We start from the raw sequence: 24,041 nt of genomic DNA, 5'->3' as shown, positions 1-24,041 counted from the left end.
ATGGCCGCGTGTCATCGCTGCATCAACCGACGGCGGTGCTCGTCACTTCACGCGGCATCGCCGGCAGTTGACAGACGCAACATTTGACCAATCACGTTTCAGGAGACAAGCATGGCTAAGCATCCCGTCGTCGTTTATGGCGCAAGCGGTTACACCGGCATGTTGATCATGGACTGGCTCATCGACCAGGACATTCCCTTTACGGCGGTCGCGCGCAACGCAAAGCGCACGCAGGAAATGATGGCGCAGCGTGTCGTGCGCCTCGAGTCGGCTAACTACGAAATCATCGAAGCCGGGCACACCGTGGATTCGCTCGTGAATGCCTTTCGCGGTGCAAAGGTCGTGTGCAACACGGTCGGGCCGTTCTTCAACTTCGGTCTCACCGCCGTGGAAGCGGCGCTCAAGGCAGGCTGCCACTACCTCGACACCACGGGCGAGCAGCACTATATCCGCCAGGTTCGCGAGCAGTTCGGCGAGCAGTTCCGACAGGCCGGGCTGCTCGTGTCGCCCTCGAATGCCTACATGTACACGTTCGCCGAAATCGCCGCTGAACTGGCGCTCGAAACGCCCGGCACCGACGCGCTGGAGACCGCCACGCTCACGCGCGGCCCGCGCGGCGCCGGCGCTGGCGTGAGCGTAGGATCTACCGCGACCATCTTCGAAGGCTATCGTCAGGAATCCTGCTATCTGTGGGAAAAGAAGCTGGTGCCGCATGACCGGCACGCCTCGTTCAATATCGCTTCTCCCGATTTCCTTCAGCCGGTGTTCGCGTTGCCGTGGGGCGGTACGTCACTGCCGGTGTACTTCGAGCACGATCCGCGCGTGCGCAGCTGCGTTTCCTGCGTGGGCTTCTACGACAACAACGCGATGCAGATGGTGCATGCGCTCGGGCAGAAGTGGGATGCCGAGTACGCGAACTTGCCGCACGAGCAACAGGATGCGGTGCTCAAGCAACTCGTCGATTCGACCACGCCGGCCATGCCGCCGCGCGAACGCACGTCGCTTCATCGCACGGTCGACTTCGCGATCGGCCGCGGCCAGCTCTCGGCCGTTCGCGCAACCGTGCACGGCATTACGCCATACATCGCGACGGGCGCCATCCAGACGGCAGCAGCCATCAAGCTTCTCGACGGCGAGACCGCGAAGGTGGGCTTTGCCTCGGGATCCAAGGCATTCGGGCATCGCTATCTGCTCGGCTTCCTCGAGCAGCGCGGGCTCGCGCGCGCGAGCGTCGCGCAGCTGTAACGGCCGAGAGCACGCAGATCCGGAACAGATTCAGGGAAACATGGGACATGGCAATCATTGACTTTTTCGATCGCGGTTGGCGTATCAACCCCAACGGCGTCGCCTACATTCAGGACGAGCGAAGCTATTCGTTCAGTGAAGTCCACACGCTTTCGTGCCGCATCGCCAACGGCCTGCTCGCGGCCGGCTTCGAAAAGGAAGCGAAGGCAGCGGTCTGGGCCGATAACGACGTCACGGCATGGACCTGCACGCTGGGGCTGTGGCGTGCCGGCGTGGTATGGATCCCGGTGAACGGGCGTAGTGCTCCGCAGGAGAACCAGTACCTCCTCGACGCGTTCGATTGTGAAGCGCTGTTCTTCCACCAGGCGTTCGCACCGGCGATCGAAGCGCTGCGTCCCAGCCTCCCCAAGGTCAGGCTCTGGATCTGTATCGATGCCGACCTGCCGTGGGCACCGTCGCTGGAGAAGTGGAGCGCGGCGCAGCCGGCGACCGAGCCGCGCGTCGATTACGACATGGACGACATCGTGACACTTTCGGGCACGGGCGGCACGACGGGTTTGCCCAAGGGCGTGATGAACACGCATCGCGCGTTCCAGACCTACTTCGCGCAATTCATGATGGCGTATCCGTACGGCGTGGAGCGTCCGGTGAACCTCGCCGCAGCGCCCATGACCCATACCGCGGGGATGCTGTCGCTGCCTTGCACCGCGCGCGGGGGTACGGTGGTCGTGCTGCCGAAGCCCGACCCAGCGCTGCTTCTCGCGGCGATCGCGAAGCATCGGGTCACGGAGTTCTTCCTGCCGCCAACGGTGATCTATCGCCTGCTCGATATCCCCGGCATCGAGGACCAGGATTTTTCCTCGCTCAAGTGCTTTCTCTATGGCGCGGCGCCGATGTCGGTGGAGAAGCTCAAGCGCGCGATCGAGGTGTTCGGTCCGGTTATGGCGGGCGGCTATGGCCAGACGGAAGCACCTGCATCCATTTCCTATCTCACGCCGGCCGAGCACTTCGAGGGCGGCGAGCTTGCACCTGACAGCCGGCTCTCGTCGGTCGGCAGACCCAACCCGCTGATCCGCGTCGAAATCATGAACGATCGCGGCGAGATCCTGCCGCAGGGCGAGACCGGCGAAATCTGCGTGCGCGGGGACCTCGTGATGAAGGGCTACTACAAGGCACCCGACAAAACGGCCGAGACGATCGTCGACGGCTGGCTGCACACGGGCGACGTCGGTCATCTGGATACCGAAGGATATCTGCACATCACCGACCGCAAAAAAGACATGATCATCAGCGGCGGCTTTAATGTCTACCCGAGCGAAGTCGAGCAGGTGATCTGGGCGCACCCGGCAGTGCAGGATTGCGCGGTGATCGGCGTGCCCGACGAAAAGTGGGGCGAGGCTGTGAAGGCGGTGGTGGAGCTCAACGCGGGGCAGAGCGTCAGTGCCGAAGAACTCGTGGCGCTATGCAAGGAGAAGCTCGGCTCGGTCAAGGCGCCGAAGAGCGTGGACTTCATTGCGGCGCTGCCGCGCAGCACCGCCGGCAAGGTGCTGAAGAAGGATCTGCGCGAGCAGTACTGGCAGGGCCAAACCCGCCGGATCTGAGTGAGCCACATAGAGATAAACACCATGAGCGACATTTATATCGCCGGCATTGCGATGACCGTGTTCGGCCGGCACTTCGAGCGCAGCATCGACGATCTCGCGGGCGAAGCACTACGCGGCGCACTGAAGGACGCGGGCTGCGATGCCGGGGCGATCGGCGCGGCTTTCTATGCGGGCATCACCAACGGGCCGTTACAGGGCCAATTGTCCATTCCGGGGCAGGTCGTGTTCAGCAAGATCGGGATTGAAGGCATTCCGGTCTACAACGTCGAAAACGCCTGTGCATCCGGCAGCACCGCGGTGCATCTCGCGGCCCAGGCGCTTCGGTCGGGTGCCTGCGATGTGGCGCTCGCGCTCGGCGCAGAGAAGATGAACGTTCCGGACAAGGCAAAATCATTCGCCCTGTTCGAGGCGGGCTGGGACGTGTCGCGTGTCGACGAGAACTTCTCCAATTTGATGAAGCTTGGCGAAGGCGTCGAGCCCCCGCCCGGATCGGAGTCCGATCGGCCTTATAGCCGCTTCATGTCGGTCTACGCGGCGCTGTGCCGGTATCACATGAAGACCTACGGCACCACGCAGCGCCAGATTGCTGCCGTGTCGTCGAAGAACCATCTGCATTCGGTGCATAACCCGTACTCGCAGTTCCGTCAGCCGTTCACGATCGACGAAGTGCTCGCGGCGCCGCCGATCACATATCCGATCACGCTGCCCATGTGCGCGCCGGTTTCGGACGGCGCGGCGGCGGCGATCCTGTGCACCGAGGAGGGCTTGCGGCGCATCGGTGCCGACCGTAGTCGCTGCATCCGGATTGCAGCGAGCGTCGTCCGCAGCTTTACGCATCGACGCGTCGACGAGCCGGAGAAGAACATCGGCCGCCTTGCGGCGCTACAGGCCTACGAGCAGGCGAGTCTCGGCCCCGAGGACATGGATGTCGCCGAGGTGCACGACGCCTCGGCGATGGGGGAAATCATCCAGGCGGAAAACCTGCAACTGGTCCCGCCCGGCCAGGGCGGTCCCGCTGCCGAAGGTGGCGAGTTCACCATCGGTGGGCACATTCCGATCAATACATCCGGTGGCCTCGAATCGAAGGGGCATCCGCTGGGTGCGACGGGAATCGGTCAGCTCTACGAGCTGGTCTCCCAACTGCGCGGAGAAGCGGGCGCGCGTCAGGTGCCCGGCGCGCGCCACGCGATTCAGGAAAACGGTGGTGGTTTTGAGGGCATCGAAGAAGCGGCGCTTGCTGTGCATATTCTGAGCAAGGTTTGATGGGGGATGTATGAGCGAGACAACGGAAACACAAGCAGGACAAAAGGACGGCTCGCGTTCCGCAGTGAGCCGCCGCACCTTTATCAAGGGTGCGGCGGCAGCAGCCGTGGTGGTGCCGGCGGTGGCGGCTACGCAATGTTCTCGCGTCGAATCGGCTGGCCCAGTGGAGGCGGCCAAATTGACCGCTGACATGGAGAAGTACCGCGCGCTCGGCGGCTGGGTAGAACGGCCAGGCGACATGCAGCCTGAACTCACTGGCGATGTGAGTGCGGATGTGGTCATCGTCGGCGCCGGTTTTGCGGGGCTTTCTGCTGCGCTCGAACTGGTCAGGCACGGAGCGAAAGTGGTCGTGCTCGAGCGCGAATTTGCCGGCTTTGGTGCAAGTGGACGCAACGCGGGCTATCTGGCAGGTGCACTCGCGCTCGAATACGATCTTTTTCTCAAGAGCGTAGGCAACGAGAAAGGGAAGGAGATCGTCCGCTACTACGAAGACGCCGTTCCTTTCGTGGAAGGCAAGCTCAAAGAGTACGAGATCGACTGCGACTACAACCAGACGGGCATTATCCGTGCGGGCATCGATCCCGCTCAGGAAGACAAGGTGCGCGATGACATGCGAACCGGTGCCGGGTTGGGCTTTAAGTCGGAGTTTCTCGATCAGGCCGAGATGCGCGCGCGTGGCATTCCGCCGGCGTTCTTGTTCGGCAACTACGTGCCGCGCGGCGGCACGCTCCACCCGGGCAAGTACGTGATGGGGCTCAGGCGCGCGGCTTTGCGGGCCGGCGTGAAGATCTACGAGAACACGCCGCTGCTGTCTTACACCGAGGGGCCGGTCATCAAGGTGCAAACCCCGCGCGGCAGTGCGAGTGCGTCGGTACTGATGCTGGCCACCAACGCCTACACGCCGCAACTCGGTCTGCTGGCGGACAAGGTTGTGCCGTTGCGAGTCTCGGCGATCGAGACCGAGCCGCTTTCCGATGACCAGCGCAAGGCGCTGGGCTGGCCGCGACGTGAGGGCATCGTGACAGCGCACTGGACCATGGAAAGCCATCGCCTGACCGTCAACAATACCCTCGTGGTGACGACGAAGCGTCTCCACTACCCATATGGCTCCAAAACGCCGAACGTGCCCGACTATGAGTCGTATCGCGAGTTGCGCACAGCCCTGCGTGACCGCTTCCCGACCCTCAAGGGCATCGCGCTGCGGGCCTGCTGGAGCGGCTATATCAGCCTGGCCAGTGACGCGCTGCCGGTTGTTGGTGCTACAGGGGCGCATCAGAACATTTTCTACAGCGCAGGGTGCTCCGGACATGGCGTGGCTGCCCAATCCATGGTCGGAAGCATGATCGCCGGGCGGATTCGCGGCATCGAAAATCCGCTCCTTTCGGCGCTCGATCACAAGACGCCATCGACGCTGCCCGAGCCGTTGCGCTGGTGCGTCATGAACGGGGCGTTAGGCGTGGTGAACGCGCTCGATGACCGCGTAAACGGTAAGGCGCGGGCCGCGCAGGCACGACGGGCGTGAGGCGCATGGCATTATCGTACGGCGCTCGCGGCGACCATGCCTCGACCGGGAGCGTTGAGGGCATTGGGAGCGGCTCGACGATTGACTGTTGTGAATGGCGGCAATGAAGCGCGGGCGCGAACCCTACGGTACGCCATATGGATGCTCAGCCTCTTGTAAGGTATAGTCATGTTTACCTAGGAAGCGGTTCGAGTGACCGCTTTGCCCCTCTTCGGAGAGACGTCTACCTCAATCAAGGCGGAAAGCGATGACAGTGCTAAATGAGCCCAGCACCCGTAAGCGGCGCACGTCGAGCGCAGCACCCACCACGGGAACCGCACCCGACGGCCTGCGGGCCCAGGGTGTACGTACGCGCAATGCCATTATTCGTGTGGCCAGGAAGCTCTTGCTCGAGAATGGCCCCATGGACTTCTCGCTGCGTGCCGTCGCCGTGAAAGCGGGAATCAGCGTCAGCAACCTCCAGTACTACTTCCCGACGCGGCCTGCGGTCCTGCGGGCGGTCATGGCGCCCGTGATCGACGCTTATGTCGATGCGCTGAAACATGCGCTCGAGAGCAATACCTCGCCGCATGCGGCGATCGAAGCCATTCTCAGTTTGGGGCTGCAGGACGCGAAGGACTCGAAGAACATCCCGCTGTGGTGGCATTTCTTTTCGTTTGCGTCTACCGACCCCGAATGTGCGCAGATGAGGGACGACTGGTACGACACTATCACGAGCGAGTTTTCCAAGCTCATTCGCGCCGTGAATCCGGAGCATGGGGCGGCCGAGAGTGCACACATTGCCATTCTGCTTATTTCGATGGTGGACGGCATGACACTTCATCTGGGCACCACGCGCAGCAAGCGAGCGTACATGCGAGGGTTCGAGACGATGTTTCTCGCGACCGCGCGTAACCTGGTGTGGGGGAAGACGGTAGACGCCGAGACCGTCTGATAGCCACGGCGTCGTGCCGGCAAGGAAAAAGGACAGGGGAATACCCTGTCTTTTTTTTTTGCCTCATGTTTTGTATTGTTACCTATGTTTGGTATGTTGATCTATTAAAGGATGGCTGGGTTGCGGGGCAGTCCAGTCGACGTGCGTTCAGGATAGGAGGAGTACCGAAATGATTCGACTGCACAAGTCCGTGGGGTTGCCGCTGGCAGGATTGACCGGTTTCGAAACGCCGATGAGTGAGGAGGAGCGTGCGATCCAGGACACGGTTCATCGTTTCGCACGTGACGTGCTGAAGCCCGTCGGCCGCGAACTCGACCGTATGACGCCGGAGGAAGTGATCGCGCCTGGCTCGCCGTACTGGGCGGCCATGATCGAGAGTGCGAAGCTGGGTCTCGATCCGCAGCTTCTCGCGCAGCTTCCTCCCGACATGGCGGTGCGCATCGAATCGTTGATCGGCGAAGAGCTCGGCTGGGGGGATTCGGGGCTTGCCGTCTCGATCGGTGTGGCGCCCGCGCCGCTGATGATGGCGCAGTCGATCGGCAATCAGGAACTGATCGACATGTGCACCGGCAAGATCGGCTGCTGGATGAACACGCAGCCCGACCGCGGCAGCGATGCCGCGATTCTCTACCGCGACGAGATCAGCACGGGCGGCAAGCAGCCTGTGGGTAACCTCACGGCGAAGGTGGGCGCGGACGAAATCGTCATCAACGGGCAGAGTTCGGCATGGATCTCGAACGGCTCGGTCGCGCAGGTGGCGCTCGCGTACATGGCGGCGGATTACGGCGATGGCTTCTATGGCACCGGGGAGCGGAGTGCGTTCACGAACGGCATCGGGATGATTCTTCCGCTCGACCTGCCGGGTGTCTCGCGTGGCAAGCCGCTCGACAAGATTGGTCAGCGCTCGCTGCCGCAGGGTGAGATCTACTTTGACAACGTGAAGGTGCCCAAGCGGTTCGCCATTGCGCTGCAGGACGATTACCTCGGCAATCTGGCCTCGACCTGGTCGTTCGCCGGCACGCACATGTGTCAGGTGTTCGTAGGCGTGGCCCGCGCTGCGTTCGAACTCGCGCTGGCGTATTGCCACGAGCGCAAGCAAGGTGGGGCACTGTTGATCGACCATCAGATGACGCAACTACGCGTGGGCGAGATGCTGCGCCGGCTGGAGATGGCGCGTGCGATTGCGCGACGCAGCCTCGCATTCTCGCGTCTGTCTCCAAAGAGCCATCCGTATGCGACGGCCCAGGCCAAGGTCAGCGTGACTGAAGAAGCGATGAAGATCACGCACGAGGCGTTCCAGCTCTTCGGCGGCAACGGTACCACCCGCGAATTCCCGATCGAGAAGCTCTTCCGCGATGTGCGCTCCGCGCTGATCGAGGACGGAGAGAACTATCACCTCACGCTGCGTCTGGGCGTGCTGGCAGGCAAGCTCTATCAGGAAGGGTGGACGAAGGAATAACCCGACCTTCGGTGTGTCCAGGTTCGAATTTATTGATTTATCAGGAGTGCAATATGAATACCGCTGCCATGTTGAATCATGCCGCACTTGCGGCTGTACTGACGACCGTCGCCGTTACGGCTCAGGCGCGTGGCGGCGGTGTTCTCCCGCCCAGGCAGCCGATTTCGCATTCCTTTTCCGTCGCGAGTAGCGTGCCGGAAGATTCGAATGCGCAGACCGATGCGGCTCGTCCAACTGGGCAGCCGGTCGCGGACGTCAGCCCTGCGCAGGGCAAAACCCGGGCGCAAGTCCGAGCCGAGATCGTGCGGGCTGGAGAGGATGGAATGCTTCCGTCGCGCTGGGTTGATTATCCGCCCAGTGCAGCGACGAGGACACGCAACCGCGAAAACTTCCTGCGCCTGGAGCAGGCGTGGAAGGCAGAGGGGATCATTGCGGAGACGAGCGTAGGCGGTATAAATGGATTGAGCGAGGAGAAGCAATGAAATTGTTGGTGGCGGTGAAGCGGGTCGTGGATGCCAATGTGAAGGTCGGCGTGAAGTCCGACGGAACGGGTGTCGATATCGCGAACGTGAAGATGTCGATGAACCCGTTCGATGAAATCGCTGTGGAAGAGGCGGTGCGTCTGAAGGAAGCCGGTGTGGCGACGGAAGTCATCGCCGTGTCCGCCGGTGTCTCGCAAGCGCAGGAAACGCTGCGCACGGCGCTCGCGATCGGCGCGGATCGCGCGATCCTGATCGAGTCGAATGAAGACCTACAGCCGCTAGCTGTGGCGAAGCTTTTGAAAGCGCTCGTCGACAAGGAACAGCCGCAACTCGTGATCCTCGGCAAGCAGGCCATCGACGACGATTCGAACCAGACTGGCCAGATGCTCGCCGCGCTGGCGAATCTGCCGCAAGCGACCTTTGCTTCGAAGCTCACGGTCGCCGACGGCAAGGCCACGGTCGCGCGCGAAGTCGACGGCGGCGCGGAAACGCTGTCGCTGAAGCTGCCCGCGGTGGTCACGACGGACCTGCGCCTGAACGAGCCGCGCTACGTCACGCTGCCGAACATCATGAAGGCAAAGAAGAAACCGCTGGAGACGCTCAAGCCCGAGGACCTCGGCGTCGATATCACGCCGCGTCTGAAGACCCTGAAGGTTGCCGAGCCGCCCAAGCGTTCCGCAGGCGTGAAGGTTGCCGACGTGAAGACGCTGGTCGAGAAGCTCAAGACCGAAGCCAAGGTGCTGTAAGGGAGCGAGATAGAAATGACAAATCTGGTTATTGCCGAACACGACAACGCAACCATCAAGGCTGCGACGCTGAACACCGTGGCTGCCGCACAGAAGATCGGCGGCGACGTGCACGTGCTGGTTGCAGGTCACAACGCGCAAGCGGCTGCCGATGCAGCGGCGAAGATAGCAGGCGTTTCGAAGGTGCTGCTGGCCGACGCGCCGCAACTCGAAGCAGGTCTCGCAGAGAACGTCGAAGCGACGGTTCTGAGCATCGCGAAGAACTACTCGCACATCCTCGCGCCGGCAACGGCTGCGGGCAAGAACGTGACGCCGCGCATCGCCGCGAAGCTCGATGTCGCGCAGATCAGCGACATCACGGCCGTGGACTCGCCCGACACGTTCGAGCGCCCGATCTACGCCGGCAACGCGATTGCAACGGTTCAATCGGCTGATCCGGTCAAGGTGATCACGGTCCGTACGACGGCGTTCGATGCGGTTGCAGCCGAAGGCGGCAGCGCAGCGGTGGAGAAGCTCGAAGCGGCAGCGGATAGTGGCCTTTCGCAATTCGTCGACCGTGAAGTCACGAAGCTCGACCGTCCGGAACTCACGAGCGCGAAGATCATCGTCTCGGGTGGCCGGGGTCTGGGCAGCGGCGAGAGCTACACGAAGGTTCTGGAGCCGCTCGCCGACAAGCTCAACGCAGCGCTCGGCGCATCGCGCGCGGCAGTGGACGCGGGCTATGTGCCCAACGATTACCAGGTCGGCCAGACCGGCAAGATCGTCGCGCCGCAGCTCTACATCGCAGTCGGCATTTCGGGCGCGATCCAGCATCTCGCTGGCATGAAGGACTCGAAGGTCATCGTCGCGATCAACAAGGACGAAGAAGCGCCAATCTTCAGCGTGGCCGACTACGGCCTCGTGGGCGATCTGTTCACTGTGGTGCCGGAGCTGGCGTCGTCAATTTGAGCGCGCAGCTGGATTTGCACCTATGATGGCCGGGCGGTTGCCGGTCTGATTCTGCTCACTTGCCCGGATCGTCGAAATCTCTCCGTGGCGCGGTGCATTGGTGCGTCAGGCGTCCGAAAGTGGAATCTCGCGCGGAATCATTTGAGATACAGGGGAATACTCTGTATTTTTTTCTACCTTAACATTGGTATCATGACCTATCTTTGGTTATGTGTTCTATAAATAAACCACTGAAGCGGCGGATCGCACGGTCCCGGCCGAGGCGCACGAATAATTCGTAGAGGAATTCGACGGCGTTGCGTGGCACGGCGTACCGACCGGATATGGAGCCAGACGCCTGAGCAGGGGGCGGTGACCCGCTCAGAGTGGGAGCGTTCATTACGTAGACAGAGGCACTATGGCAAAAAAAACTTCTCCAGACGGCGCGGCAAACCTGCAGCGCAGGCAATGGCTCAAATACGCCGGTGCCTCGGCTGCTGCCGTGGGTACGCTCGCCATGAGCACCCATCAGGCGCATGCCGCAGTCACCAAGGCCGCGCCAGGCGCGGACGACATTCTCGACGTCGCCATCATAGGAGCGGGGCTGGCCGGACTGACCGCCGCGCGCGACCTGCGCCACGCGGGCTGCGAGTCCTTTCTGGTGCTTGAAGCACGGGATCGCGTGGGCGGGCGAACGTTCAACTACAACGTCCCCGGCGGGTACGTTTCGGAAGTTGGCGGGCAATGGATCGGGCCCGGCCAAACGGCCGTTGCGGATCTCGCGCGCGAGCTGGGCGTAGGGACCTTCCCGACCTATTACGACGGGAGTACGGTCATGCTGGGCGGCAACGGCCGCGTGGCAGTCGATCTGAAGGGTACGTTCGGCACCGACGAAGCGATCGGAGCCAAGCTCAGCAGACTGTCGCGCGACGTCCCTTGCGGCGCACCCTGGACGTCGCCAAAGGTCGCTGAACTGGACAAGCTCTCGGTCGGCGACTGGCTGGAAAAGCAGAATATCAAGCCCGAAGATCAGGTCGGATGGAATGGCAGTATCACGCTTTCGGGCGGAGCGGCACCGGCGAAGATGGGGCTGCTGCACTTCCTTTCGATGGTCAATTCCGCGAATTGCGATTACTCGCAACTCGACAGCATCAAGCATAGCGCCCAGGAAACCCGCTTCATCGGCGGTTCGCAAATCCTCAGCATCAAGATGGCCCAGCAACTGGGCGACAAGGTGCGCCTGTCTTCTCCGGTCCGCCAGATTTCCGGATGGGACAGCGACGTCGTTACCCTGCATACCGACCAAGGAGAAGTGCGGGCACGGACCGTCATCATGGCCATTCATCCGGCTTTGTGTCATCAGGTGCAGTTCGATCCGCCACTGCCGGAAAAGCGTGCGGCCCTGCAGCGCGCATGGCCCGCGCATTCCCCGGCACGGAAGACGGCGATGGTCTATCGCCGTCCGTTCTGGCGCGACAAGGGGATGAACGGCAGCATCTTCCAGGTTAATGGCCCCATCATCTGGGCCTTTGACAATTCCCCACCGGCCGGGGAGATCGGGATCATCAATGCATTCATCAACAATGCGATGGTCCCGTCCGAGCGGGACGCGGCAATGGCCATGCAGAAGCAAATCTATGCGCAGGCATTGGGCGATGAAGCGCTGTCTCCCATCGCCTACCACGATCAGGACTGGGGACGGGTCGACCGCTGGACCCTGACCTGCGTGTCCGCCATTCCGCCCGGCTTCTGGAGCGCTCACGGCGAGGCGTTGCGCCCCTCGTGCGGCAAGCTGATCTGGTCGGGGACGGAGACTGCGAATATCTGGGCTGGCTATATGGATGGCGCTGTGCGCTCTGGCCATCAAGGCGCGCTTCAGGCGCTGAATTCCCTGCGCCGCGCGTAGGAGGGTGACGATGAAAAAAATTCTATTGATTGGCATTCCTCTGGTTATGGTGCTGCTGCTGCTGGCCATTTTCGGCTCCGATCTGCTGGGCCTTTATCGACTTCAGAGCTATATCACGACGTCGACTGCGGCTTATCAGGCTGACGGCGGCCCCTGGCCGCATGTGACCGATGTTTGCATGGGTTGCCACGGAGTCAAAGGCAATTCGCTCCATCAGGCGTATCCGAGTCTCGCAGGGCAGCCGGCGCCCTACCTGGAAACGCAGCTTCACAATTTCGCGAGTGAGGCGCGGCGCAATCCGAACATGGGGCCTCTCGCGATGACCATGAGTGATTCGCAGATCAAATCGCTGGCTGAATATTTCGCCAGTGTTACGCCGGTCGCGAATCACTACTTCAAGCCGGATGCGCAACTGCGCGAGAAGGGACAGCGCCTGGTGGCTGCGGGCAACTGTGCCGCATGTCACGGCACCCAACTGATGGGCCATGACACGTTTCCACGCCTGGCCGGTCAGGGATACGACTATCTGCTCGCGCAGTTCGACGAGTTCGCTTCCGGCATCCGCAGCGAACCCACAGGCGTCATGAAAAACCTTGCGACAGGTTTATCGCCCGAAGACCGCGAGGCTATTGCCACCTATCTGGCGAGCCTTGAGCCGAAGAAAAATTGACCAATCAGATGCAACCGGAGTTAGGAGTTTAGTCATGGACCTCAGATCTGTAGTTCTTATGCTCTCCAGTGCTTTGCTGGCATTGAGTTCATTTTTCTATGGCTGGAAGATCGTCAGGAAAAGGAATTATCTTCTCGGCCTGGAGATGTGGATCGTCGGTACCTCGGCGACGAACGCCATTGGTTTTTTTGCCACCGGAAATGCGGTTTCCTATGAAGTAGCGCACTTCTTCGATGCGTTTTCCCGCGGATTTGGCATACCCATCATCGCCGTCGCGGGGTTGATGGCGATTACGCACGGGTACAAACCGTCAATTCGCCAGGACATTGCGGTATTCGTCGCCGCGTTTGCGCTCACATTCGTCCTCGTGGGCGCGGACTTCATCTCTGGGATTTTGCCTTATTACTATCTGATGATGTGGATTCTGCTGTCGATCTATCTCGTGTATTTCATCAAAAGACTTCTGGAAATTGGCGAGTTGCTCCGTGCGCTGGCTGTAGGGGTGGCTCTGGCAACGTCACTGGGCATTGCGGTCATTTACGATTTCTACAAAATACCGGGCGAAGAAACGAACGTCTTTCTCAACTTTTATACGCTTGCTTTGTGCTCGTGGGCCTACTTCATGCCGGCGATCTACTACGGCTATTGTGCTTTGGAGCAAGCGAAAAATGACGGGGTGGTGCTGAACTCGCCCACGCCTTACGGCAGTTGACTTGTCCTGGAGATCAATGATGAATCAGTCCTCGCGCAAGGTAATGCGCTTCACGGCCTGGAGTGCCATTATCGGCGGCATTCTGGCATACGCAAATGTTGGCTTGTCGGTGGCGGTCACGGGACAGGATGCGGATATGGTGCTGCACGGCGCATCGATGCTGGCCTTGCCACCGGATACCCGGGACCTGTTTCGCTGGTGCATGGTTGCCGACACGCTCGGATTCTATCTGCCGTTCCTCGTCATTGGCGGGTACTTTGTGCACGTATTTCGTGAAGAACTGGGCGCGCTCGGCAACATGGTGGCGATGGCCGTCGTGTTGTACGTCGTGGTGGGCGTGACCGGCGCTGTCATGCAGTTTGCGATCCTTCACCCGCTAGCGCATCTATACGCTGGTGGCGACGATGCCACGAGAAATGCCGCAGCGGCAGTATGGACCGCGATAGCCAATGGGACGCAAAACGGCCTCTGGTGGATTGAGGGTCCCCTCGTGCTTTTCTGGACGCCGATTGCCGCCAACGTGCTCAAGAAGGCGGGCTGGAAGGGATCGATTTTGCTGAAGATCGTCGGCTGGGCTTTCGGGATCTTCTTCCTGTTCGGCTTCTTCCCGGATCTCAACGCGCTTTCGAATGCGAGCGAGATGGTCGTCGTGCTGGTTCTGCCGCTGTGGATGTTGCTGTTCGGCTGGCAGTTGCTGCGCCGCGCACGAACGTTGCCGGCACGCTTGCAAGGCGCTGGCGCGATCACTTGAACCCACTCTCGAATACATCTCAACACGGAATTGAATATGACTACCCTGATCGTGAGTTACCCGAGTGCAGAAGGCGGGACGTTTGACCGCGAGTATTACCTTTCGAACCATACCGCGCTTGTCCGCTCGGCGTGGGGCGAGTTTGGTCTGCAATCGGCAGAGGTCCTGTTTCCATCGCCAACGCCGCAACCCTTCGCGTGCATGGCGATACTGCGTTTCAGCGATCAGGCCGCGATCGATGCAGCTCTTTCGTCAGCCAAAACTGCCGAGGTGATGGGCGATGTGAAAAATTTCACTAATATCACGCCGACGATTTTTTGCGCGGACGACTGACCGATTGTGCGGCGGCTGGTCTGACTTCTCCGGTGCCGCCGGGCCTGCAATCCTTGCGATGACCGATACCAACGTGAACCATCAATTCGCCCTATGACATTACTGATTGGCATTCCTCTGGAAGCAGCCACCGGAGAGCGGCGCGTAGCGACCGTGCCCGAGGTCGTCGAGAAACTGATAACGCTGGGGTTCTCGGTCGCCGTGCAAAGCGGTGCCGGCGCCGCCGCGAACTTCGACGACGACGCGTATCGCGCAGCGGGCGCTGAAGTCGTGGCCTCGGCCGCTGAACTCTGGGCCCGCAGCGACATCGTCTTCAAGGTGCGTGCTCCGGGCAGCGAAGAGGTCACGCTGATGCGCGAGGGCGCTATGCTGATCGGCTTTGTCTGGCCAGCCCAGAACCCCGACTTGTTGCAGCAACTGGCCGCGAAACGGGCCACGGTGCTCGCCATCGACTCGCTGCCGCGCACGCTCTCGCGCGCGCAGAAGATGGACGCGCTCACGTCGATGGCCGGCATCAGCGGCTATCGCGCCGTGATCGAGGCTGCGCATGCATTCGGCCGCTTCCTGAACGGGCAGGTCACCGCCGCTGGCAAGGTGCCGCCCGCGAAGGTGTTCATCGCCGGGGCGGGCGTGGCGGGTCTCGCCGCCATCGGCACCGCGGCCAGCCTCGGCGCGATCGTGCGCGCCAACGACACGCGCGCCGAAGTCGCCGACCAGGTCAAATCGCTCGGCGGCGAGTTCGTCAAGGTGGACTACGACGAGGAAGGCTCGGGTGGCGGCGGCTACGCGAAGGTCATGAGCGAGGGCTTCCAGCAGGCCCAGCGCGCGATGTACGCGCAGCAGGCGAAAGACGCGGACATCATCATCACCACGGCGCTGATTCCCGGCAAGCCGGCCCCGAAGCTCATCACGGCGGAGATGGTGCAGTCGATGAAGCCGGGCAGCGTGATCGTGGACATGGCGGCCGAACAGGGCGGCAACTGCGAGCTCACCGTGCCCGGCGAGGCGGTGGTGCGCCACGGCGTGACCATCGTTGGTTATACGGATCTTGCCTCGCGTCTGGCGCGGCAGTCGTCCACGCTCTATGCCAACAATCTGCTGCGCGTGGTCGAGGAACTGTGCAAGACGAAGGACGGCACGATCAACGTCGACTTCAACGACGACGCGATCCGCAGTCTCACGGTCATCAAGGACGGCAGCATCACCTGGCCGCCGCCACCTATCAAGCAGCCGGCCGTTGCACCGAAGCCCCAGCCCGCCGCTGCGGCGGTAGCCGCGCCCAAGAAGAGCGCCCACGGCAAGAGCGAGCCGATGTCGGCGAAGTCACTGGCCATCGTGTTCGGTCTGGGCGCACTGGCGTTTCTGCTGGTGGGGTTGTACGCGCCCGCCACGTTCCTCTCGCACTTCACGGTGTTCGCGCTGGCCTGCTTCGTCGGCTACATGGTGATCTGGAACGTCACGCCGTCGCTGCATACGCCGCTCATGAGTGTGACCAACGCGATCTCGTCGATCATCGCCATCGGCGCGCTGGTGCAGGTCGCGCCGCCGCTGGGCGATGTGGCCGGCGCAGCTGACCGGCCGTCGAGCCTGATCCTGGGTCTCGCCGTGCTCGCGCTGGCGCTCACGGCTGTCAACATGTTCGGCGGCTTCGCGGTCACGCGCCGCATGCTCGCGATGTTCCGCAAATAAGGCAACGACGATGACTTCCAACCTCACAACCGTTTCCTATATCGGCGCGGCGATCCTGTTCATCCTGAGCCTCGGGGGGCTGGCCAATCCCGAGACTGCGCGCCGGGGCAACCTGCTCGGTATTATCGGTATGTCCGTTGCGGTGCTGGCCACCGTGCTCGGCCCGCGCGTGTCGGCGGCGGGCATTCCGTACGTCGTCGGCGCGCTGGTCGTGGGTGGCGCGGTCGGCCTGTTCGCGGCGAAGAAAGTGCAGATGACGCAGATGCCCGAGCTGGTAGCGCTGATGCACAGCCTCGTGGGCCTCGCGGCGTGTCTCGTGGGCTACGCGAGCTACGTCGACACCTCGGTGCAGTTCACGGGCGCCGAGAAGGCCATCCACGAGGTCGAGATTTATGTAGGCATCCTGATCGGCGCGGTGACCTTCGCGGGCTCGATCATCGCGTTCGGCAAGCTCTCGGGCAAGATCGGCGGCAAGCCGCTGCTGCTGCCGGCGCGCCACTGGCTCAACCTCGCCGGGCTGCTGGCGGTGATCGCATTTGGCCGCACGTTCCTGCATGCGGAAAGCATTCAGGACGGCATGACGCCGCTCATCGTGATGACCGTGATTTCGCTGCTGTTCGGCGTGCATATGGTAATGGCGATCGGCGGCGCCGACATGCCGGTGGTGGTGTCGATGCTCAACAGCTACTCGGGCTGGGCGGCGGCGGCCACGGGCTTCATGCTCGGCAACGACCTGCTGATCGTGGTGGGCGCGCTGGTGGGCTCGTCGGGCGCGATTCTTTCGTACATCATGTGCCGCGCGATGAACCGCAACTTCATCAGCGTGATCGCGGGTGGCTTCGGCAGTGGCGCGGGCGTGCCCGCAGCGGCGGGCGGCGCGAGCGCGCAGCCCGCCGGCGAGGTGGTGGCCGTGAGCGCCGCCGAAACGGCCCAGCTGCTGCGCGACGCGAAGCGCGTGATCATCGTGCCGGGCTATGGCATGGCCGTGGCGCAGGCGCAGCACACGGTGTACGAGCTCACCCAGGTGCTGCGCGAGAAGGGCGTTGACGTGCGCTTCGCGATTCACCCGGTGGCGGGGCGCATGCCGGGGCATATGAACGTGCTGCTGGCCGAAGCGAAGGTGCCGTACGACATCGTGCTGGAGATGGACGAGATCAACACGGATTTCCCGGAGGCGGACGTGTCGATGGTGATCGGCGCGAACGACATCGTGAATCCGGCGGCGCAGGAGGATCCTGCCAGTCCGATCGCAGGCATGCCCGTGCTCGAGGTGTGGAAGGCGAAGACCTCGATCGTGATGAAGCGCAGCATGGCCTCGGGTTATGCGGGCGTGGACAATCCGCTCTTCTACAAGGATAACAACCGCATGTTGTTCGGCGATGCGAAGGCGATGCTGGGCGAGATTTTCGGGGCGCTGAAAGCATGAGAACGGTGACTCGCTCGACAGCCACGGTTAGTTCATGAGCCATTCGTTTTTGATTTCACCGTGCCTTACCGGCACGGCAACTACACCATAAGGATTACTTACATGAAAAAATCCCGCCGTACTTTTATGATCACGACCGCCGGTGTGGCTTCGAGTCTTGCGTTCACGCGTCTTGCATTCGCCGATTCTCCGAAAGTGTCCGACACCGACGCCACGGCACAGGCACTCGGCTACAAGTCCGACGCAACCAAAGTCGACAAGGCGAAGTATGCGAAGTATGCCGCTGGCCAGCTTTGCAGCAACTGCACGTTCTATCAAGGCAAGCCGGGCGATGCGTTTGCGCCTTGCCCGATGTTCGGGGGCAAGCAGGTTGCAGGTAAAGGCTGGTGCAACGCGTATAGCCGGAAAGGCTGACGCGGCGGCGCGTATTGGCGATCCCTGAGGCATCAGTTGGCGAATGGTGGCAACAAGCGGCCGGCGAAAAAATTGTATTTCGTAATGGAAAATAAAAAAACTGGCTGCAAGGGCGCTTTTGCGGGGACGATCCGGTTCAAGGTCATGCTTACGCTTGGCGTCTGCGTGGCACTGATGGTGGCGATCGGCATGATGGGTCTGCGCGGTCTGGCAAGGCTCAGTACCGACATGGGCAGCATGTACTCGGCGAGTACCGTGCCGATCGAGGATCTCGCCGCGATGCAGGCAGCGGCGCTGAAGATCCGTCTGCAGATGCGCTACATCCAGGCGCTGCGTGAACAGGGCAAGGCCGAGGAACTCGTGGCCGATATCGGCAAGGAGCAAAAGAAGCTCGATGCGGCCTGGCACGACTACTATCCCGCGAAGATCGCGACGGCGGATGAGCGCCGGCTGGCCGACCGGCTAGCGAAGGTGTTGGCCGCTTTCCGGACGCAATCGGACGATATCGCCGCGGTGCTTCGTTCCGGCAATCTGGACATGGCGGCCTACTCGATCGACGAATTGACGGAAACCGGCGATGCGTTGTCCGACGCAATCGGCCGCGACGTCGCGCTGAGCGCCATGCAGGCGCGTCAATTGGCGGAGCGCGGGAACGCAACGTTCGATGCGTTGCGTTGGACCATGCTAGGCGCAATCGGCCTTGGCATCGTCGTGGCCACGGCTGCTTCGGCATGGTTGCTTTGGGCGATTTCGACGCCGCTGAAGGCGGCGCTCGGCGTTGCCCGGCAAATCGCCGAAGGCCGGCTGGGCCATGCCGAAGGCATGAGCCTGCATGGCGAGTTCGCTCAGTTGGTCGAGGCGCTGCAAACGATGGACCGGCACCTCGCCGGGACAGTGCATACGATCAAGGGATCGAGCGATGAGATCCAGTGCGCTTCGATCCAGATAGCCGAAGGCAGCGCGGATTTGTCTTCCGGCGCAAGACGACAAGCGGAGTCGCTCGAGGAAACTGCCGCGAGCCTGAGCGAGCTCATCATGTCGGTTCAACACAATGCGGATCATGTCCGCCAGGCCGCCGAGTTTGCCAATGCGACGTCACTCGCGGCCGATACGAGCGTGATGGCCGTCGAGCGGATGCGCGGCACGATGGGCGTGATTTCCGCCAGTTCCGCGAAGATCGTGGAAATCACGGCGGTGATCGAAGGGATCGCGTTTCAGACCAATATCCTCGCGCTGAATGCCGCCGTCGAGGCAGCGCGTGCTGGCGAGCACGGCCGCGGGTTCGCCGTCGTCGCCGGGGAAGTGCGCAGTCTCGCGCAGCGGGCGGCCAGCGCAGCGAAGGAAATCAAGGTGCTGGTGCGCAACTCGGTGGAGTCCATCTCGGGTGGCGCCGCGCATGCGGACCAGGTGGCGCAAGCCATGGGCGACGTGCGGCGTGCGGTTCAGCGCGTGGTCGAAATCAACGACAGCATCTTCGAAGCTTCGCAAGCGCAGCGCAGCGGGATCGGGCAGGTCAACGAGGCGGTGAGCCGCATGGATCAGGTGATCCGCAACAATGCCGCCGTGGTCGAGCAGGCAGCTCAAGCGGCGTTCTCGCTGGGGGAGCAGGTTGCCGCCCAGCGGCAAGCGATTGCGGTCTTCGAGGTCCATTCGCCGGCAAGCGCGACAGAGAACTGACGGCGACGGTTACCGTTGGTCCGCTGGAACACAAAAAGATACAGGGAGAACACTTAGACATGCTAGGCATGTATCCGACGTTTTACGTCCCGGGCATCGGGACGGCCTGGGTGATGGGGATCATCGGCGTGATACACGTCGTGGCGTCCCACACATCGGTGGGCGCATCGCTTCTGTTCGCACTGCTCGAAACGCGCGCCTACCGCGAGAACAAGCCGCAGCTGATGGACTTCATCCAGCGCTACGGCATGTTCCTGCTGGTGTTCTCGTACATCATCGGCTCGATCACCGGGCCCGGCATCTGGTATGCGATCACCGTCGCGAGTCCGCGCGGCGTGAGCGGGCTGATCCACAACTTCGTCTGGGTCTGGGCGAGCGAGTGGGTCTACTTCACGGTCGAAGTCATCGGCGTCTACGCGCTCGTGTACCTGATCGGCAAGGTGGATCCGCGCACACACCTGAAGCTCACGTGGTCGTTCGCACTCGCTTCGTGGGCGACGATGCTGCTGATCGTGGGCGTGCTCTCGTTCATGATGTGGCCGGGCCACGATAGCTGGTATCAGACGGGTTCGACGAGCGAGGCGTTTTACAACGTCAACTTCTTCGCGCAACTCGGCACCCGTACTGGCGCGATGCTCGTGATGGCTGCACTCGTGGGCCTGCTGGTGGCGAGCCGCGTGAAGGATCTCGCGCTGCGCCGCAGCGTCGTGCGCTTTATCGCGCCCGTTGGGCTCGTTGGCGGCGCGATTGCGGTCGTGATGTTCTTCTACTACGTGCGTACGCTGCCGAACAACGCGCTCGTGATGCTCGACACGCATCTGCTACCCGTCTACGCGAAGGGCATGGTGTCGGTGTTCCTCGTCTCGACGCTCTGGCTGCTGTTCGCCTGGGCCTTTCCGCAACGCGTCTACACCTCGCTTGCCGTCTCGCTGTTCCTCTTCATCGCCGTGGTGGGCGTGTGGCCCGAGGAGCGTATGCGCGAATCGATGCGCAAGCCGTATGTGGCGGGGCAGTACATCTATGGCAACCAGGTGATCGCGCGCGACGTGCCGGGCAAGGGCATCCATGCGGAAGTCGAGCGCATTGCCGACCACGGTCTGCTGCAGCTGCATCCGTTCGTGCCTGACCGCCTGCGGACCGTCACCCCCGCCAACGAACTCGAGGTGGGCCGTCTGCTGACCAAGGTGGCCTGCGCGAACTGCCACTCGCTTGAACCGGGCGGCCCGTTGCGCAATCTGCCCGACAAGCTGCACCGGTCCACCGACGAGGACATGATCGCCGCGTTCCTACGGGGCGCGCTCAAATATGGCGCGCAACCCTATATGCCGCGCATCGACCTGCCCGACGACGAGATTCGCGCCATCGCGCACTACCTCGCGGCGGTCGACAGTGGCAAGAACGTGGATCGTCTGATCACCGAACAACACGCGGCAGCGAACGCGCCGTTGCAGGGGAACTAGCCATGGACATTGGTGCCGTAATGAACACGATGCGCGACCCCGCCGGGGTTCCCGCCCACCCCGTGGTGTTTCAGATCCTGATGGTGGCTACGTGGGTGGGGCATATCGCCTTCGTGCACCTCGCGCTTGGTTCCGCCGGGCTGGCGATTTTTGCGTTCCATCGGCGCGCCGCTGGTGATTATTGGGAGCGGTTGTCGATGGCGATGACGAAGGTGGCCAAGGTCGCCGTGTCGTTGCTCATCGTGCTGGGGGTAGGGCCGCTGCTCTTTACCCAGGTGATTTACGACCCGCAGTGGTACACGTCGAACGTGCTCTCCGGGCGCTGGGCCATCGCCTTCATCTTCACGCTGATCGTGGCCTACTGCTGCTGGTTCGCGTTCTACCACGCGAATCACAAAGGCGCGAAGAAGCACATCGGCGTATACGCGTGGGCTGCGCTCGGCCTGTTTTGCATCGATGGTCTCATCATGCACGCGTTCTCGTATCAGGCGCTGCTGCCGGGCCAGTGGATGAACTGGTACGCACCCGGCGGCATGGTGGATACGCGCGGCGCCGCGTTGCATGCGATCCAGTGGCCGCGTTACGTGTTCATCATGAGTCTGTCCGTGCCGGCCGTGGGGGTGTTTCTGCTCGCCTACGCGCATTACTTCGCCGTACGAGCGGATCGCGAGCCGGCGTACCGCGCGTTCGTCAGCCACCTCGGCAGGCAGCTTGCGCAGTGGGGTTACGCCATCGCGCTGCTGCCGCTACTAGCCTGGCAGTGCGATTTTCCGGCGGGGTCGGGCCTCGCGCTGCATCGCGTGGGCTGGCTGTTCGTCGGTGCGATCGCGACGATGGCACTCTGGATGCGCAAGCTCGACGACAACGCGCACGGCTATCTGCCCGCAACCTTCGGCCTGGCATTGCTCGGACTCCTTGCCACGTGGCGCGAGATCATCCGGATCCACTACCTCAGGCCGCTGGGCTACACCATCAAGACCTACCCGGTTCACGCCGACTGGCCTTCCACGGTGCTGTTCTTCGCCACGCTCGCCGGCATCGGCGGTCTCGTCGGCGGCTTCTATCTGATGCTGCTGTACCGCGCGGGACGCACGCAGGGCGTGTACATCGCGGACCGCACGGTGGCGCGGCTGGGCACGGGCGCCGTGTCGGTGCTCGGCGTCTGGATTGCGGTGTTCTTCGTGTACGGGATCGCGATCTCGATGCATGACAGCTTCAACTGATACGGGGAGGAATCGAAATGAACAACATCATCCGCTTCTGGTTGGCCCTGCTGGCGCTGTTCTACACGACGGCGCATGCCGAGACATGGGGGCTGGCGCCCGATACGGCCGCGGGCAAGCGGCGCGCGGCGGTGTGCTTCGCCTGCCATAACGTGGACGGCGTGGCGAAGATCCCGGGCGTGCCGAACCTGGCGGGCCAGCAGCGCGACTACCTGGCGAACGCAATTCTGGCCTACCGTGACGGCAAGACCCGGCAGAACCCCACGATGAACGCGATGGCCGCGCCGCTTTCGGACCGTGATGTCGTCAACATCGCGGCCTATTTCAGCCAGCTGCATGGCGCGACCGGCGGTGGTGGCGGGGAGGGCGGCTTCGCTCTCATTCCCGCTGCCTCCCCCGGTGTACAGCACGAAACGGTCGCCGCACCCGTAACTGCGGCACCTGCTGTTCCAGCAGCACCCGCGGCGGCGAGCCCCGCACGCTCCGGCGAGGTCATCTATAGTTCGGTCTGCTTCGCATGTCACGCCACGGGCGCGGCAGGCGCACCGAAGGTTGGGGACAAGGGCGAGTGGTTGCCACGCATTGCGCAGGGCGACGCCACCTTGCTGCATCACGCGCTGCTCGGGTTCAAGGCCATGCCGCCGCGCGGGGGATGCTCGGCGTGTTCCGATGCCGAGATCAAGGCGGCGGTGAGCTATATGACGGCGAAGTCGCGCTAACTTGCATTTGCCTGCTCACTATCATTAGACTGCCCACCGAGGGACCCCGCATCGGCCTGATTTGCAGCTGCCAGGAGCTACCAGGCATACTCGCAGCGCACCGATGCGCTTCACCTGATCGGCAAGAGCTGCGCTCAGCGATCGACAACAGCGGTTCTCGATGCGGGCAGAATGCATACAAATTCACCGCGATATCTATGCATATTCAACCGATTTTCTCCATCCAAGAGCTTCACGAGCTCTATCGACTCATACGCACCTATCCACTGGCGACCTTGATAGGTGCCGCCGAGCATGGGCTGGAAGCCAATCTGTTGCCCATGGAGCTGGACGAAACTGGTGTACAGGCCCGTCTTCTTGGACATGTGGCGAAAAAACATTCAGTCGCCACATTTCCTTCTTCGAGCGAAGTCATTGCAGTCTTCCAGAGCCCCAATGCCTATATATCTCCCCGCTGGTATGCGAATGGGCAGCGTAGTGGACGGGTAGCGCCGAGTTGGGACTACATTGCTGTCGAGGTGCGGGGGCAGATTTCGTTTGTTGATGATCCACAGTGGATCATTTCGCACCTTGAATCGCTGACGGAGGCGCAGGAGTCGGGGCGCAGCAACCCTTGGGCATTGAAGGAGGCTACTCCTGAGTTCGTCGAGGGCGCATCCAAACACTTGCTCGGATTTGAGATAGTGATTTCCAAGGTAAGCGGAAAGCGATTTCTGTCGCAGCAGCGTACTGAGACGGACAGGCTCAGTGTCGCCCATAACCTGAAGTGGTCGAAGTCCGCATCTGCACAAGAGCTTGCTACGCTGATTCGCGACACTAACTGAGAGGTTGGGCGGTGCCATGACGGCCGTTCCCATCCCTCTCGGACACTGCCCCGAA

General features: G+C 62.2%; 22 protein-coding genes. All 22 read left to right on the top strand.

The window, feature by feature from the left end:
• The first annotated feature begins 111 nt into the window (after positions 1-111).
• Positions 112-1,245, top strand: coding sequence for a trans-acting enoyl reductase family protein (locus tag QZM67_RS21530; protein ID WP_301806536.1), 1,134 nt, complete (start codon positions 112-114; stop codon positions 1,243-1,245).
• Positions 1,246-1,292: 47 nt separating this feature from the next.
• On the top strand, positions 1,293-2,846 hold the full coding sequence (locus QZM67_RS21525) for a class I adenylate-forming enzyme family protein (protein WP_301806533.1): 1,554 nt from the start codon (positions 1,293-1,295) through the stop codon (positions 2,844-2,846).
• Positions 2,847-2,870: 24 nt separating this feature from the next.
• On the top strand, positions 2,871-4,112 hold the full coding sequence (locus QZM67_RS21520; protein ID WP_301806530.1) for a thiolase family protein: 1,242 nt from the start codon (positions 2,871-2,873) through the stop codon (positions 4,110-4,112).
• 190 nt (positions 4,113-4,302) lie between these two features.
• On the top strand, positions 4,303-5,634 hold the full coding sequence (locus QZM67_RS21515; protein ID WP_301806722.1) for an FAD-binding oxidoreductase: 1,332 nt from the start codon (positions 4,303-4,305) through the stop codon (positions 5,632-5,634).
• Positions 5,635-5,881: 247 nt separating this feature from the next.
• Positions 5,882-6,568, top strand: a complete 687-nt coding sequence (locus QZM67_RS21510; RefSeq protein WP_301806527.1) for a TetR/AcrR family transcriptional regulator — start codon at positions 5,882-5,884, stop codon at positions 6,566-6,568.
• 169 nt (positions 6,569-6,737) lie between these two features.
• Positions 6,738-8,027: an acyl-CoA dehydrogenase family protein gene (locus QZM67_RS21505; RefSeq protein ID WP_301806526.1), complete on the top strand. Its 1,290-nt coding sequence runs from the start codon at positions 6,738-6,740 to the stop codon at positions 8,025-8,027.
• A gap of 53 nt (positions 8,028-8,080) precedes the next feature.
• Positions 8,081-8,509 (top strand): DUF4148 domain-containing protein, encoded by a 429-nt coding sequence (locus QZM67_RS21500; RefSeq protein ID WP_301806524.1) that lies wholly within the window; start codon positions 8,081-8,083, stop codon positions 8,507-8,509.
• Positions 8,506-9,255, top strand: coding sequence for an electron transfer flavoprotein subunit beta/FixA family protein (locus QZM67_RS21495; RefSeq protein WP_301806522.1), 750 nt, complete (start codon positions 8,506-8,508; stop codon positions 9,253-9,255). The genes QZM67_RS21500 and QZM67_RS21495 overlap by 4 nt, the downstream gene beginning before the upstream one ends.
• A gap of 15 nt (positions 9,256-9,270) precedes the next feature.
• Entirely contained in the window at positions 9,271-10,203 is a 933-nt protein-coding gene (locus QZM67_RS21490; RefSeq protein ID WP_301806521.1) for an electron transfer flavoprotein subunit alpha/FixB family protein, read from the top strand.
• Between the two features lie 397 nt (positions 10,204-10,600).
• Positions 10,601-12,088, top strand: a complete 1,488-nt coding sequence (locus QZM67_RS21485; protein ID WP_301806519.1) for an FAD-dependent oxidoreductase — start codon at positions 10,601-10,603, stop codon at positions 12,086-12,088.
• 10 nt (positions 12,089-12,098) lie between these two features.
• Positions 12,099-12,758, top strand: a complete 660-nt coding sequence (locus QZM67_RS21480) for a c-type cytochrome (protein WP_301806516.1) — start codon at positions 12,099-12,101, stop codon at positions 12,756-12,758.
• Between the two features lie 34 nt (positions 12,759-12,792).
• Positions 12,793-13,470: a hypothetical protein gene (locus tag QZM67_RS21475; protein WP_301806514.1), complete on the top strand. Its 678-nt coding sequence runs from the start codon at positions 12,793-12,795 to the stop codon at positions 13,468-13,470.
• A gap of 19 nt (positions 13,471-13,489) precedes the next feature.
• Entirely contained in the window at positions 13,490-14,221 is a 732-nt protein-coding gene (locus QZM67_RS21470) for a hypothetical protein (RefSeq protein WP_301806511.1), read from the top strand.
• 36 nt (positions 14,222-14,257) lie between these two features.
• Positions 14,258-14,554 carry an EthD family reductase gene (locus tag QZM67_RS21465; protein ID WP_301806508.1) on the top strand — a complete coding sequence of 99 codons (297 nt, stop codon included), beginning with the start codon at positions 14,258-14,260 and terminating at the stop codon, positions 14,552-14,554.
• A 93-nt stretch (positions 14,555-14,647) separates the two neighbouring features.
• Positions 14,648-16,243, top strand: a complete 1,596-nt coding sequence (locus tag QZM67_RS21460) for a Re/Si-specific NAD(P)(+) transhydrogenase subunit alpha (RefSeq protein WP_301806505.1) — start codon at positions 14,648-14,650, stop codon at positions 16,241-16,243.
• A 10-nt stretch (positions 16,244-16,253) separates the two neighbouring features.
• Positions 16,254-17,669: a Re/Si-specific NAD(P)(+) transhydrogenase subunit beta gene (pntB, locus tag QZM67_RS21455; RefSeq protein WP_301806501.1), complete on the top strand. Its 1,416-nt coding sequence runs from the start codon at positions 16,254-16,256 to the stop codon at positions 17,667-17,669.
• 102 nt (positions 17,670-17,771) lie between these two features.
• Positions 17,772-18,083, top strand: a complete 312-nt coding sequence (locus tag QZM67_RS21450; protein WP_301806498.1) for a high-potential iron-sulfur protein — start codon at positions 17,772-17,774, stop codon at positions 18,081-18,083.
• Positions 18,084-18,167: 84 nt separating this feature from the next.
• Complete coding sequence (locus QZM67_RS21445) at positions 18,168-19,760, top strand: methyl-accepting chemotaxis protein (RefSeq protein WP_301806496.1); 1,593 nt, start codon at positions 18,168-18,170, stop codon at positions 19,758-19,760.
• 59 nt (positions 19,761-19,819) lie between these two features.
• Complete coding sequence (locus QZM67_RS21440; protein ID WP_301806494.1) at positions 19,820-21,220, top strand: cytochrome ubiquinol oxidase subunit I; 1,401 nt, start codon at positions 19,820-19,822, stop codon at positions 21,218-21,220.
• 29 nt (positions 21,221-21,249) lie between these two features.
• Positions 21,250-22,443: a hypothetical protein gene (locus tag QZM67_RS21435; protein ID WP_301806491.1), complete on the top strand. Its 1,194-nt coding sequence runs from the start codon at positions 21,250-21,252 to the stop codon at positions 22,441-22,443.
• Positions 22,444-22,460: 17 nt separating this feature from the next.
• Positions 22,461-23,162 (top strand): c-type cytochrome, encoded by a 702-nt coding sequence (locus QZM67_RS21430; RefSeq protein ID WP_301806488.1) that lies wholly within the window; start codon positions 22,461-22,463, stop codon positions 23,160-23,162.
• 197 nt (positions 23,163-23,359) lie between these two features.
• Positions 23,360-23,986, top strand: coding sequence for an FMN-binding negative transcriptional regulator (locus QZM67_RS21425; protein ID WP_301806486.1), 627 nt, complete (start codon positions 23,360-23,362; stop codon positions 23,984-23,986).
• Positions 23,987-24,041 lie beyond the last annotated feature (55 nt).

It is taken from the genome of Burkholderia sp. AU45251 (genome assembly GCF_030482905.1).
Lineage (GTDB): Bacteria > Pseudomonadota > Gammaproteobacteria > Burkholderiales > Burkholderiaceae > Burkholderia > Burkholderia aenigmatica.
Note: the sequence above shows the minus strand (reverse complement) of the source record. Positions and strands in the feature narration are given on the sequence as shown.